General features: G+C 32.8%; 16 protein-coding genes. 4 read left to right on the top strand and 12 right to left on the bottom strand.

What is annotated here, in order from left to right:
- Positions 1–28: 28 nt before the first annotated feature.
- The 4 genes from ACFWV9_RS14570 to ACFWV9_RS14555 are packed head-to-tail and all read right to left on the bottom strand — an operon-like array spanning position 29 to position 3,507.
- On the bottom strand, positions 29–904 hold the full coding sequence (locus tag ACFWV9_RS14570) for a sterol desaturase family protein (RefSeq protein ID WP_411895970.1): 876 nt from the start codon (positions 902–904) through the stop codon (positions 29–31).
- Between the two features lie 8 nt (positions 905–912).
- Positions 913–1,830 (bottom strand): sulfurtransferase, encoded by a 918-nt coding sequence (locus ACFWV9_RS14565; RefSeq protein ID WP_411895969.1) that lies wholly within the window; start codon positions 1,828–1,830, stop codon positions 913–915.
- A complete protein-coding gene (locus ACFWV9_RS14560) occupies positions 1,814–2,287 on the bottom strand; it encodes a monoheme cytochrome C (protein WP_411895968.1) in 474 nt (157 codons plus the stop codon). Before ACFWV9_RS14560 ends, ACFWV9_RS14565 begins: the two co-directional genes overlap by 17 nt.
- Complete coding sequence (locus ACFWV9_RS14555; RefSeq protein ID WP_411895967.1) at positions 2,287–3,507, bottom strand: sulfite oxidase; 1,221 nt, start codon at positions 3,505–3,507, stop codon at positions 2,287–2,289. Before ACFWV9_RS14555 ends, ACFWV9_RS14560 begins: the two co-directional genes overlap by 1 nt.
- Before the next feature lie 135 nt (positions 3,508–3,642).
- Here ACFWV9_RS14555 and ACFWV9_RS14550 point away from each other — a divergent pair, with 135 nt between their 5' ends.
- Complete coding sequence (locus ACFWV9_RS14550) at positions 3,643–4,332, top strand: hypothetical protein (protein ID WP_411895966.1); 690 nt, start codon at positions 3,643–3,645, stop codon at positions 4,330–4,332.
- 44 nt (positions 4,333–4,376) lie between these two features.
- On the opposite strand, the gene ACFWV9_RS14545 is transcribed toward ACFWV9_RS14550, so the two are convergent.
- The 6 genes from ACFWV9_RS14545 to rsfS all read right to left on the bottom strand — a co-directional run bounded on the left by ACFWV9_RS14545 (position 4,377) and on the right by rsfS (position 9,145).
- On the bottom strand, positions 4,377–4,643 hold the full coding sequence (locus ACFWV9_RS14545; protein WP_411895965.1) for an acyl-CoA-binding protein: 267 nt from the start codon (positions 4,641–4,643) through the stop codon (positions 4,377–4,379).
- Positions 4,643–5,293, bottom strand: a complete 651-nt coding sequence (locus tag ACFWV9_RS14540; RefSeq protein ID WP_411895964.1) for a phosphatidylserine decarboxylase family protein — start codon at positions 5,291–5,293, stop codon at positions 4,643–4,645. The genes ACFWV9_RS14545 and ACFWV9_RS14540 overlap by 1 nt, the downstream gene beginning before the upstream one ends.
- Positions 5,283–6,101, bottom strand: a complete 819-nt coding sequence (locus ACFWV9_RS14535; RefSeq protein WP_411895963.1) for a phosphatidate cytidylyltransferase — start codon at positions 6,099–6,101, stop codon at positions 5,283–5,285. Before ACFWV9_RS14535 ends, ACFWV9_RS14540 begins: the two co-directional genes overlap by 11 nt.
- Positions 6,101–6,709, bottom strand: a complete 609-nt coding sequence (locus ACFWV9_RS14530; protein WP_411895962.1) for an LUD domain-containing protein — start codon at positions 6,707–6,709, stop codon at positions 6,101–6,103. The genes ACFWV9_RS14535 and ACFWV9_RS14530 overlap by 1 nt, the downstream gene beginning before the upstream one ends.
- Positions 6,710–6,812: 103 nt before the next feature.
- The gene (gene ftsH / locus ACFWV9_RS14525; RefSeq protein WP_411895961.1) at positions 6,813–8,756 is read right to left on the bottom strand and encodes an ATP-dependent zinc metalloprotease FtsH; all 1,944 of its coding nucleotides are present in this window, start codon (positions 8,754–8,756) and stop codon (positions 6,813–6,815) included.
- A gap of 17 nt (positions 8,757–8,773) precedes the next feature.
- A complete protein-coding gene (rsfS, locus tag ACFWV9_RS14520; RefSeq protein WP_411895960.1) occupies positions 8,774–9,145 on the bottom strand; it encodes a ribosome silencing factor in 372 nt (123 codons plus the stop codon).
- A gap of 94 nt (positions 9,146–9,239) precedes the next feature.
- Between rsfS and ACFWV9_RS14515 the strand changes: the two genes are divergently transcribed.
- Positions 9,240–9,971: a biotin--[acetyl-CoA-carboxylase] ligase gene (locus tag ACFWV9_RS14515; RefSeq protein WP_411895959.1), complete on the top strand. Its 732-nt coding sequence runs from the start codon at positions 9,240–9,242 to the stop codon at positions 9,969–9,971.
- Here ACFWV9_RS14515 and ACFWV9_RS14510 read toward each other — a convergent pair.
- Positions 9,968–10,363, bottom strand: coding sequence for an SRPBCC family protein (locus ACFWV9_RS14510; protein ID WP_411895958.1), 396 nt, complete (start codon positions 10,361–10,363; stop codon positions 9,968–9,970). The two genes, ACFWV9_RS14515 and ACFWV9_RS14510, sit on opposite strands and share 4 nt — an antisense overlap.
- Positions 10,364–10,388: 25 nt before the next feature.
- The gene (pyrE, locus tag ACFWV9_RS14505; protein WP_411895957.1) at positions 10,389–11,033 is read right to left on the bottom strand and encodes an orotate phosphoribosyltransferase; all 645 of its coding nucleotides are present in this window, start codon (positions 11,031–11,033) and stop codon (positions 10,389–10,391) included.
- A 119-nt stretch (positions 11,034–11,152) separates the two neighbouring features.
- Here pyrE and ACFWV9_RS14500 point away from each other — a divergent pair, with 119 nt between their 5' ends.
- Together ACFWV9_RS14500 and ACFWV9_RS14495 are read left to right on the top strand one after the other, a co-directional pair.
- Entirely contained in the window at positions 11,153–11,734 is a 582-nt protein-coding gene (locus tag ACFWV9_RS14500; protein ID WP_411895956.1) for an NUDIX hydrolase, read from the top strand.
- 129 nt (positions 11,735–11,863) lie between these two features.
- Positions 11,864–12,488: hypothetical protein (locus ACFWV9_RS14495; protein WP_411895955.1), on the top strand; the 625-nt coding region annotated here is incomplete at its 3' end.

Below are 12,488 nucleotides of genomic sequence, written 5' to 3'. Positions count from 1 at the left end.
GATTCTATTGAAATAATCAATAGCTTATTTATTTACTCTGTTTTCCAAATCCATAGGTATTTTGGCCTATGAAATCTTGAGGAAATTTGTCATCGCCTTTAAATCCAATTTCTATAGTTCCGCTATCTTCTGGCACGTAATTGGTTTTAAAAATATAGTCCCATAGACTTAAACTTATACCATAATTTACGCCGTGTTTACCTTCTGGTAAATGATATGCATGATGGTATAAATGCATTACTGGATTATTGAAGACATACTTTAAAGGCCCCCAAGTTATCTTAATATTGGAGTGATTGAGATGTCCTATGGCAATAGCGATAAAATGCACAATAAAAGCTTGTTCTGGTTCAAACCCACCAATTAGCATCACACCAAATGTTTTCAGAGGCTTATATAAAATGTTCTCCATCCAATGATATCTTAGATGTGCTGCAAATCCCATTTCTTTTACGCTGTGATGAACCTTGTGAAAATTCCATAAAAACTTGTAACGGTGTAAAAGAACATGTGTAAACCATTGTACAAAATCTAGAATAATAAAGAAAATGAACAATTGAAGTGCAGGAGACCAGTTAGATATGTCTAGAAGGGCAATGCTTTTTGCTGTGATGTTAATTTCGCCAAAAAGCAATCCAATAATCTTATATACACCACTTATGACAATGGAGAACATAAAAAAATTGAAGAACATATAAAATGCATCTAACCAAAAATCTCGTCTAAATATTGATTGATTTTTACGCCAAGGAAATACGATTTCTAACAACCATACAACAAGTGAAATGGCAATCAGTCCCCAAAAATAATTTGTATACCATGGCACCTCAAAAATTATTGATTTCCATGTCCAATCTAATGTGCCATTAAAGGCGTTAACAAAAGCGTCTAAATACTTTTCCATTTTACTTTTTAATTTATTGGATGAAAATCATTTTCGAAGGGGAGCTCATCATATTGACTCCACTCCGTCCACGATCCATCATAGTTCATAACATTTTTGTATCCTAATAATTGAGTTAGTACAAAGGTTGTGTTTGCTGAACGTACACCGCTATGACAATACAAAATTATTGAATCTGTTTTTTTAATATTTAATTTATTGTAAATACTTTCTAATTCTTTTATAGATTTTAGGCGTTTATTACCATGATAATTTATATTATTTGCCCAATCTATGTTTATACTATTCGGTATTCTTCCTGGTTTTTCTGCTCCCTTTTTCTTGTATTTTCCAGAAAACTCATCAGAGTTTCTTGTGTCAATTATCACAGTCTTAGGTTTCAGAGCTTTAAAAACCTGATTTTTAGAAACATAGTATTTCAATTTTGGTTTACTATTTAATCTGAAATTGGTTTTTGTTATTTCCGGAATAGTGGTTGTTATTTTACCATTATTATTAATCCAATCAACTATTCCTCCATTTAACATTCTTACTTTATTATAATTATAATTTTGCAATATCCACCAAAACCTTGCCGCTTCACACATACCATTATCATCATAAATTATAATGGTGTCTCTGTTACTTATACCAAGTTTTCCCAGTAGATCTTCCATTTGTATTCTACTTGCCATCATTCCACCGTATGGATAGTTTTTATCTTCAATATCACTCCTTGAGATGTTCAATGCACCTGCTATATGGCCATTGTCATAATCTTCTTTTTTTCTAAAATCTAATAGTTTAATATTAGAATTGTTGATTATTGATTTTAATTCTGTTGCTTCAATTAGATAATCAACATCTGTCTCTGTAATTGCTTTTACATTGTTATTCTGGCAAGACCAACAGATTACTAATAATAAAATACTATTCTTCCAATTCATACCAATCTACATTGGTTAATATCATTCGTCTACCTTTTGCTATTGGTGGGTAATTTGCTACAAGATAATTGACAATTATTTCTTGATTACCACCCAAATCCCAAAGGTTTTGAGTCTCTTGCATCCATTTGATTGTTGAATTCCAACTATCAGCACTCATTCTATTTTGAGTTACTAATTTTGCCGAGTGGCAATTGGTGCAATTATTAACTACGGTCATTAATCCTTCAGCCTCAATCAATCCTGTTCTTAGGTGAATACCATTTTCTATACGATCAGAATCATCTTCAATAGGAATCGCAACTAAATTGTTTGACTTCTTTTTGAAGCTAAATGCTCCAGGATTATTTACATAATAAATTAGACTACCGCCAGCAATAACAAACAATAAGAACAATACCATTAATAATTGGTATATACTTCTAACTTGTGAATTAAATGAAGGTTCCTTGCCCATTATTTTACTTTAATTGCAATTCGGTGACTCGCATTGTTTAAGTAGCCTTTTGGGTTCCAACCTGGCAAAATCATAGGCTGTGATTTACCATCACTATCTGTTGCCTTTGCCCAAACTTCATAATATCCTGGCTGCGGGAAATATATTTTTGCAGAAAAATGTTGCCATGCTAGTCTATTTGCTGGTTCATCTAATTCGCATTCGTTCCACGTAACTCCAAAATCAATAGAAAATTCCATTTTAGACACTTTCAATTCTCCTGCCCATGCATGGCCTCTTATATTAAGTGCCTTGCCGTCCTTAATTATTGCTCCTGATTTAGGGTAGGTAATTAGTGATTTTACAGGCATAGATTCAATTATACACATATCCTCATCTTTCACCTTAGATCCTGGTGCCACTGGTTTGCAAGGAATGCGATATGCAGTTCCTGTCATTTTAGTGCCATCATGTATTTTATCTCGTATGCTAATTCTATTTACCCATTTTCCAGATACAGAAGCTGGCCAACCACCAGCAACAAGTCTCAAGGGATAACCATGTATAAGAGGAATATCTTCACCGTTCATTTTAAAAGCTAATAACGTTTCTTCTTGTAATGCTTTTGACATAGGACACCCCCTTGAAATTGGTTCTTTATTAGGGTCTCTACTTAAGTGTTTATCTATTGCATGATATCCAATATAAACTGCATTGCTTTTTATACCAGCATCCTTTAAAACATCACCTAGACGAACGCCTGTCCAAGATGCACAATGTACGGCACCAACAGTCCATTGATTCCCTTTGGCAGGAGGATCAAATTCCGACCTACCGTTGCCGCCACACTCAAGGGTTAATTGATATGTGTGTTGATTGAATTTAGATTTTAATTCACTTAACGTGTAAACTTTTTTATTTTTTACGGATTCACCATCAATAGTTAGGGTCCAATTTTTAACATCAATATCTTCTGGAACAAATCCATTATTTCTAACAAACATAGATGAGTTTGGAGTAATCTTATCATCTAATAAATGGGCTTGCGCTTCAATATTCCATGGTTTATTATTAAGCACTACCATATCCTTATGCTTATTAAAAAGCTTGAAAGGATCTGGGTCTTGAAGTGCTATAGGCGTATAACCTTCAATTAAATTAGAACCGAAAACGACTTCCGCACCAATTATTGTTGCCAAGGATGATAAAGTAGTTTTTTTTACAAAATCTCTTCTCTTCAAAACACTGCTTTTAATTCATTCTTCAATTTAACTCTAAAAGATACTTTGAATGTCTGAAATACCATGTAACATAAGTTACATAAAAAAGTCGCCTATAATGGTAAATTGAACAAATTCAAATAAAATTAGATTGAAATGGACAATATTCAAAAGAACTTTGAGACAAGATTTACAGGTTGGGCTTTTATTTTGGCGGCTCTATTATTATGGTTTGGTTGGGCCTTGTCTCCACATCATATAGGAGAATATATTGTTGCCTCGGATTTTGAAGCAATTGGTGAAAGTGTTTGGACTTGGATTTGGATTTATCGGATTCATATATTTGGTTGGGTAACGATGGGAATTTCATTATTCGCCTTGGTAGCGGCAACGGCAAGAAAACCATATAGAGTTGTTATATTGCCTGGTGCGGGAATGGTTATAATTGGAACATTTACCCTGGCTATTGCAAATGCTTACTTCTATAATTTTGGAGCTTGGGGTGTAGGTGAAACTGCAGGAAAAACAGCAATGGAAATTGAAGCATTTGTCAATGATATTTTATACACAAACCAATATGTTACTTGTTTTATAAGATTTGGACGTGTTTTCTCTGGCGTAGGATTGGTATTGCTAGGTTTTGCATTTATAAAATGGAATATGGTCAGCAAATTGTTGGGGTGGTTTACTGCTCTATTAGGTTTAGCAGCTATGGCTGTAATTATGGGTATTCCTGATAATTTTGAAATTTATAAACCATTATTTCAAGTTAAGGTATTGTGGTTGGTTGCAATGGGAGTTGTGATTTTAAAGAATGGAATTAATCTACCAAAGTCTGAAGATTAAATAATGGCTTAGTGAATAATGGAATAATTGATTTTTAAATACTATTATTCTCTATATAGGAAGTAGTTATTTACAAGTTTTATATACTCTTCTTTGGCTTGATCTTCGCTAATATCCTGTATCTGAAACAAGGCATTGGTCTTGAAAGCATTTATTATTGGTTTCCTACTATTAGGTCTGCCATAATCGTTAGTCGCTTTTTTATAATAGGCATATAGGCGTAACAAAAAATCAGCTGGAAAAGGTTCAGTATGACCGTTAACACGATCTACAGCTTCATCAAATTCTATGTCTAATTTTTTTGCAGCCATTACATTTCTGCTATAACGCTCTCGCCACCACGTACTTTTTGATTTAACTCAACTTTCAACTGAGCATCTAAAGGTAAAAATAAATCTACACGCGAACCAAATTTTATGAATCCAGAATCATCTCCTTGAGATACCTTTGTATTTGTTTTAGCATAATTAACTATACGTTTTGCCAATGCTCCAGCAATTTGTCTATATAGTACTTTGCCAATAGTATTATTTTCTAAAACAACAGTTGTTCGTTCATTTTCCTCACTTGCCTTAGGATGCCAAGCGACTAAATATTTGCCTGGATGATATTTAGAAAATATTACATTTCCAGAAATTGGGTAACGAGTTACATGCACATTTAGTGGTGACATGAATACAGATACCTGAATACGTTTGTCATCAAAAAACTCCTTTTCAAATACTTCCTCAATTACCACAACTTTACCATCAACGGGTGACAAGACATGATTTTCATTGAAATGCGTATGTCGTTTGGGATTTCTGAAAAATTGAAGTATTAGTATAAAGAAAATTAATATACCAATCATTAACCCCTTTCTTAACCATTCAATAGTTATAAAACCATCAATTAAAAAAAATAAGCCTACTACAATTACAAGCGTTATAAATACTATTTTATGACCTTCTTTATGAAACATAATTTAAAATTCTAAGGAATAAATAAATAAATGGTGATGCAAAGATAAGACTATCTAGCCGGTCTAATAATCCACCATGACCTGGCATAATTACTCCACTATCTTTTACATCAGCTTGTCGTTTAAATTTAGACTCTATTAAGTCGCCAAAAGTCCCCATAACACTTACAATAATAGCTAAGATGAGCCAGTTTGTTGAAGTTAGGGTTTCAGTATAACTGAAAATAAAAGAACTCGATACACATGCGAAGAAAAGACCGCCCAAAAATCCTTCAACTGTTTTTTTAGGTGATATACGTGGAAACAATTTTTGCTTTCCAAAATTCTTGCCAATTAAATATGCCGCACTATCATTAACCCAAACCAATATAAAACCACCAAGCAATAGAAGAGGAGTAAAACGGTTATTATAGTTTGCAATTAATAGCATGAATATAAACCCACTGGTTAAGTAAAAAGTGGTTAAAATAAATCGTTTGGATTCAAAAAGTGGTATGTTATTTTCCGTGAATAAATCTTTGATTAAAATTAAGTTTACAAAAATTGTCACTACTAGCAAAATCTGAATAACCTCATTACTGACAGACATATTTTCCAATAAACATACATACCAAAATGTAATGTACATCAGTAAAAAAAGGACGTATTGAATGAATGATTTTAGTTTAATGAGTTTACTGAATTCAGCCAAACTAAGAATACCGAAAATAGCCATTACAATTACCAATCCAGTTTGATAGTATAATGAGCCAATCAACAATAAAACATAAATAATTCCAGAAATGGCTCTAATGGATAGCTCTTTCATTATAAATCTTCTAATAGAAGTAAGTATAAGTTTTTCGCACTACTACCATATGTTAAAAAATCTTTATCATCTGCAGCTTTGAAATGTTTGATGGTAGTAATATTTGTAGGAATGCTAGCTTTACTTTTTTCTTTTATACCTTTTAAACCCTCTCCAATATTTTCTACAAATTGGCTAGTGGTAGCATATATAATAAAATCATGAGGTAGTTCTTTTAATTTCTTCTCGGCTATCTGGTTTGATGAAATAAGCAATGACCCATCATCGGAAATCAAATACTCACAAGTTGAAAGGAAAAAAGAGGTTTCAGATATTTTTCTAGATTTATTAAGTTCAAAGCCTTTAAATAAATTCTCAAGGCGCTCATCCAAGATAAAAGCTTTTTTATTATGCCAATCATTTTCACTTAAAATAGAATTAAAGCTATCCTTAATCTCATCCATATTTTCGCAATATAGAAACTTACCGCCATTTGCCTTAAAATTTATCGTAAATCTCTCATCAGCAGGCAACTTGATTTCTGGCATATACTTGCCACGCTCTTCATTTGGTATAGTTTCTTCAGAAGGATCCTTTTTTTTCCCGAAGAGTTTACGAAATAAGCTCATTCAATTGTCGCTATTAATGCTGTAGTTAGTGTATTTATCAAATATAAAAAAACTTAAATTAACATTTAGTCAATTTAAGTTTTTTATAAGATGTAAAGCGTCTCTATTCTTCTTCTTCGGTTAGTTTTTCATCCTTATCATAGGGACGTTTTCCAAAGATTTTCTCGAGATTATCTTTAAATATTACTTCTTTATCTAATAATACTTCAGCAAGCTGAGTCAGTTTGTCCTTATTTGCAGCTAATAAATCTACTGCTCTATCATATTGTTTCTCAATGATATCAGAAATTTCTTTGTCAATTAACTCAGCCGTTTGTTCACTATAAGGTTTAGTGAAACCGTATTCTGATTGACCTGATGAATCATAGTAAGTTAAATTACCTACTTTTTCACTTAAACCATAGATAGTTACCATAGCTCTCGCTTGTTTTGTAACTTTTTCTAAATCACTTAATGCTCCTGTAGATATTTTGCCAAAAATAACCTGCTCAGCTGCTCTACCACCTAAGGCGGCACACATCTCGTCTAACATTTGTTCTGGTCTTACAATAAGGCGCTCTTCTGGCAAATACCATGCAGCACCTAGGGAGCGTCCTCTAGGGACAATGGTTACTTTTACTAATGGAGCTGCATGTTCTAACATCCAACTAACGGTTGCATGTCCTGCTTCATGGAAGGCAACAGCTCGCTTTTCATCTGGAGTAATTATTTTATTTTTCTTTTCTAAACCACCTATAATTCTATCTACGGCATCCAAGAAATCCTGCTTGTTTACAGTTTTGTTACCTTTTCTCGCTGCAATTAATGCGGCCTCATTACATACATTCGCAATATCTGCTCCAGAAAAACCAGGAGTTTGTTTTGCCAAGAAATCGATATCTAAAGAATCATCTTTTACAAGTGGTCTAAGATGAACCTCAAAAATCTCTTTACGCTCTCTTACGTCTGGTAGATCTACATAGATCTGTCTATCAAAACGACCTGCCCTCATCAATGCACTGTCTAACACGTCAGCTCTATTGGTTGCTGCTAATACAATAACATTTGTATTTGTACCAAAACCATCCATTTCTGTTAAGAGCTGATTTAGAGTATTCTCCCTTTCATCATTAGAACCTGAAAAATTGCTTTTACCACGGGCTCTACCAATTGCATCAATTTCATCAATAAATATTATAGAAGGTGATTTCTCCTTTGCTTGTTTAAACAAGTCTCTTACACGAGATGCACCAACACCAACAAACATTTCAACAAAGTCAGAACCTGATAGTGAGAAAAATGGTACCTGTGCTTCACCAGCAACAGCTTTTGCCAATAAGGTTTTTCCTGTTCCCGGAGGTCCAACTAACAATGCACCTTTGGGAATTTTACCACCTAGCGCCGTATATTTTTCTGGGAATTTTAAAAAATCTACAATTTCTTGTACTTCTTCTTTTGCGCCTTCAAGTCCGGCAACATCCTTAAATGAAGTTTTAGTATCGGTTTTTTCATCAAACAGTTTAGCTTTGGATTTACCAATATTAAATATTTGGCCTCCAGCGCCTCCGCCACCACCAGATGACATTCTTCGCATTATAAATATCCAAACACCTATTATGAGTATAAAAGGTAAAAGTGTAAGAAGAAAATCTCCCCAAACATTTTGCTCAGTTTCATATTTAACTTCAGTAATAAGATTATTGTCTTGAATACTTTGTCTAATATCTTTTTCAAAATTCTGAAGATCACCAAATTCAAATTTATAATTAGGAATTGGTGAAACAGAAGGTAAAATTGTTTTTGGTTTTGACTTCTTGTGAATTTCTAGTTGCTGTGCTTCTTTAGTTAAATAAACACGTGCTTCTCTTTTATTCACTATTTCAACTTTTGAAACCTCACCATTATCTAAATACTCTAAAAATTGAGCAGGTGTAGTTTGTGTACCAGTTGAACTTGCAAAACCACCAGAAAATAATTGTATTGATAAGAATACAGCGATTATTACGCCATATACCCAATACGGGCTTACTTTAGGTTTCTTGTTTAAATTTTTATTATCCTTTGCCATTCGTAGCTTTTCTCTTTTTAATAACTTGTTTCAATTTGGGTAGTTTTAGCATCTCCCCAAAGACTTTCTATATCGTAATATTCGCGCACATGCTTTTGAAATACATGTACTACCACGTTTACATAATCCATTAATACCCATTCTGCATTGTCTTCACCTTCAACATGCCATGGCTTATCTCTTAAGGTTTTACTAACTTGTTTTTGGATGGAATTAACTATCGCGTTAACTTGAGTGTTTGAAGTACCTTCACATACTATAAAATAATCGCAAACAGTATTTTCTATTTCTCTTAAATCTAAAATTGTAATTTCTTTACCTTTAACCTCCTCTATACCACCAATTATCGTTGTAATGAGTTGGTCTGCACTAGGTTTTTCTTTCGTCATTAATTTAATTTAAATTTATGCAAAGTTATTATTTTTTTAGTTCTTGTAAGTTGAATTTCTCATAAGAAAACCATAAAATAAAACTCCGGTTGAAATGTATATAATCAAACTTGATGCCATTGACTCTACAAATGCCTATCTAAAGGGAATGACTTTAACGTCGTTGCCCCAAGATTATACTGTTGTTGTATGTGAGCATCAAACCAATGGTAGAGGTCAAATGGGAACAAAATGGGAGACTGAATCTGGTAAGAACCTTACACTTAGTGTGTTTAAGAAAATATCAAAGCTTAAAATTGACCAACAGTTTTATATTAGTATGTGCGTTTCGTTGGCAATAACAGAAGCATTAAGGAAATTCCAAATTCTTCATTTAAGTATAAAATGGCCTAACGACATTTTGTCAGCAAATAAGAAAATATGTGGCATTTTAATCGAAAATATTATAAAGAACAACAATTTGGTTGGTTCAATTATAGGAATAGGGTTAAATATAAATCAGAAATTTTTTCAGAATTTACACCAAGCCTCATCACTTAGTCTTTTAACAGGTGTTATTTATAGTAAGGATGAAATTCTATCTGAAATACTAAAGCAATTGAAATATCATTTTGACCTACTTGAATCAGATGATCTGCCCTTGATAAAGAATAAATATGAAGCTCAACTATTCAGAATGGATAAACCATCAACCTTCAAATTGAACAATGACGAAATTTTATCAGGTATAATCAAAGGAATAGATACAACAGGGAAATTAATTGTTTGGACGGAAGACGAAATATTGCGAACCTTCGATCTAAAGGAAATTAATTTAATGTATTAAAAGGCTGTTTCCAAATTAGTGGCTAAAGTTTCAATGAATTTACTTATTGGACCTTTAATCATCATTGCCATCATTGCATTGAATTCACCATCAAAGATTAATTGAACCTCACTTTGGTTAATAGAAACTTCCGAAATTTGGCTAGTTAAGGAAAAATCTAATTTACCTCCTGCAGCTCCTAACACAATCTTATTGTGCGGTGTTTCTTCCTTCTTCTTTAATATAATCTCTGGCATTCCCTTTAAAGCAAAAACAAATTTGTCATCTTCCAAAACTTCAAACTTGCTAATGTTTTCTGGCATTAGAGATTCAAAATTTTCAACTTTTGATAAAAAGTTATAAGTTTCTTCAGGTGATTTGTCAAGTGTTACCGTTGGTGATTCTAAATTCATAAATTGTATTTTTACAATAATTACATCAATTTGCGTTCCATTCGCCAGGATTGGCATTCCATTTTGTTAAAATGTCTTGTTGCTTTTGTGTAATATAATTAGTATCAAGGGCCTGTTCTAATAAAGTCTCATAGTTACCAAGTGTATGTAACTGCACATTAGCTTTTTCAAAATTATCTTTTGCAATTTCAAATCCGTAAGAAAAGATACCTACCATGCCTTTAACTATAACTTCTGCCTCTAATAATGCCTTAACCGCATTTAAACTACTTTTACCTGTACTGATTAAATCTTCAACCACAACTACATTTTGTCCTTTTTCAATATAGCCTTCAATTTGATTTTGTCTGCCATGTTTTTTAGCTTCTGGTCTTACGTAAATAAAAGGCAGATTTAAATATTCTGCCACCAGTGCACCGATACCTATTGCTCCAGTAGCAACACCCGCTATTACGTCTGGTTTGCCATAATGTTCTTCAATGTGCTTTGCCATAGTTTCCCTAACATAATTTCTAATTTGAGGGTAAGAAAGAACAATTCTATTATCACAATAAATTGGTGATTTCCAGCCAGAGGCCCAAGTGAATGGGTCATTAGGTTGCAGTTTTATAGCGTTTATCTGTAATAAAACTTCAGCCGTTTTTTTTGCGGTTTCCTTATTAAAAATCATGATGCAAAATTAATCAAATTAAGATGTAATAAAATTTTAAATTTAAATTAATTGCAATTTAAAGTTGAACGGTTAAAAAATTTTATTTTTACCGTACCAAGTAAATAATCATTTTATTAATGTACACTGTTTATGTAGGTAATAAACCTATAATATTGACAACGGAAATAGAGCATGAAACTGATTTCAAATCATTTTTGCTCAAATCAGTAAATATTGGAAAGGTTATTAAAACTCTTAATTCTACAAATTTAAAGGGAGTTCACTTAGTTCATAAAAATCCAGATAAACTTTTACCAAGTTTTCTCAAGTTGTTGCCTAATGTTGTTGCTGGTGGCGGCAAAGTATATAATGCTAATAATGAGATCTTATTTATTTATCGTAATAACAAGTGGGATTTGCCAAAGGGTAAAATTGAGGGTAAAGAATCAATTCGGGAAACTGCAATAAGAGAAGTTGAGGAAGAAACGGGTGTCGAGGCATTAAAAATTACTAAGGAATTAGCTACCACTTATCATATTTTTAAACGAAATGGTAGGCACAAAATAAAGATTACCTATTGGTTTGAAATGAAAACTAAGTTTAACGGTAAATTATTTCCACAAGAAAAAGAAGGTATAACAAAAGTGAAATGGCTCAATGACGATGATTCTCAAAAAGCATTGAGAAATAGCTATGCTAACATCAAAATCTTAGTTTAAACCAATAATCCTTATTTTTTAGCATTTTATCTGATTTCTTGTTAATAAATCTTAAAATTTTATGCCAGTAAATAATTGAAATTGCATTTTGTTTAACTTTATAACATAAAACGTTAAACAAAATAAGCAATGAGAAACAAGTTACTTTTCCAGACCCCAAATCTGAAAACTAACCTATTTGTTTTAATGTTGAGTTTGTTCATTTCTAGTTTTGCTCAAACAGATTCTAGGTGGTGTGGTAGCATCGAGAATTTTGAGTTTACAAATGGACAAGAATCAATAGCAATTGAAGACTATGGCACTTATGATCTTAGTGAAATACCTGATGGTTTTTATTTGAACTCTATTATTCATGGGTATTCCCAAAGTTTACGTTACAAAATTACTAATTTAGACACTGATGAAAATTATCAGATTGTCGAGAACCTATTACCATACACATTTCCTGCGGGAAATAACGAATGGAATTTAGGTACTGGAACATTTAGGGTTAAGGCAACCTTACATGCATTTGATCATGGCTTAGGCTGGTCTTGTGATACCGATTATATCATTTTTACTATTACTGACAATGAGCCTTGCCTTGCAGACGCAGGCACATTGACAGCAACGGAGACACAGGTATGTTCAACAGGAGAGGTAATGATATCGGCACATGCCAATGGAGATGCAGTGGTACCGGCTGATTATTCGGTATTGTATGTATTGACCCAAGGTGAAGGCCTTGTGATCCAGCAAGTGAGCACAGAGGCAC

The sequence above is a fragment of the Winogradskyella sp. A2 genome, from assembly GCF_046762865.1.
Classification (GTDB): domain Bacteria; phylum Bacteroidota; class Bacteroidia; order Flavobacteriales; family Flavobacteriaceae; genus Winogradskyella.
The sequence above is the reverse complement of the archived record's forward strand: the minus strand, read 5'-3'. Positions and strand labels throughout refer to the sequence as shown.

Excerpts from the sequence above, each read along its gene's own strand:
- ACFWV9_RS14570 (WP_411895970.1), bottom strand. The coding sequence starts at position 904 with ATGGAAAAGTATTTAGACGCTTTTGTTAACGCCTTTAATGGCACATTA.
- ACFWV9_RS14565 (WP_411895969.1), bottom strand. The coding sequence starts at position 1,830 with ATGAATTGGAAGAATAGTATTTTATTATTAGTAATCTGTTGGTCTTGC.
- ACFWV9_RS14560 (WP_411895968.1), bottom strand. The coding sequence starts at position 2,287 with ATGGGCAAGGAACCTTCATTTAATTCACAAGTTAGAAGTATATACCAA.
- ACFWV9_RS14550 (WP_411895966.1), top strand. The coding sequence starts at position 3,643 with ATGGACAATATTCAAAAGAACTTTGAGACAAGATTTACAGGTTGGGCT.
- ACFWV9_RS14545 (WP_411895965.1), bottom strand. The coding sequence starts at position 4,643 with ATGGCTGCAAAAAAATTAGACATAGAATTTGATGAAGCTGTAGATCGT.
- ACFWV9_RS14540 (WP_411895964.1), bottom strand. The coding sequence starts at position 5,293 with ATGTTTCATAAAGAAGGTCATAAAATAGTATTTATAACGCTTGTAATT.
- ACFWV9_RS14535 (WP_411895963.1), bottom strand. The coding sequence starts at position 6,101 with ATGAAAGAGCTATCCATTAGAGCCATTTCTGGAATTATTTATGTTTTA.
- ACFWV9_RS14530 (WP_411895962.1), bottom strand. The coding sequence starts at position 6,709 with ATGAGCTTATTTCGTAAACTCTTCGGGAAAAAAAAGGATCCTTCTGAA.
- ftsH (WP_411895961.1), bottom strand. The coding sequence starts at position 8,756 with ATGGCAAAGGATAATAAAAATTTAAACAAGAAACCTAAAGTAAGCCCG.
- rsfS (WP_411895960.1), bottom strand. The coding sequence starts at position 9,145 with ATGACGAAAGAAAAACCTAGTGCAGACCAACTCATTACAACGATAATT.
- ACFWV9_RS14515 (WP_411895959.1), top strand. The coding sequence starts at position 9,240 with ATGTATATAATCAAACTTGATGCCATTGACTCTACAAATGCCTATCTA.
- ACFWV9_RS14510 (WP_411895958.1), bottom strand. The coding sequence starts at position 10,363 with ATGAATTTAGAATCACCAACGGTAACACTTGACAAATCACCTGAAGAA.
- pyrE (WP_411895957.1), bottom strand. The coding sequence starts at position 11,033 with ATGATTTTTAATAAGGAAACCGCAAAAAAAACGGCTGAAGTTTTATTA.
- ACFWV9_RS14500 (WP_411895956.1), top strand. The coding sequence starts at position 11,153 with ATGTACACTGTTTATGTAGGTAATAAACCTATAATATTGACAACGGAA.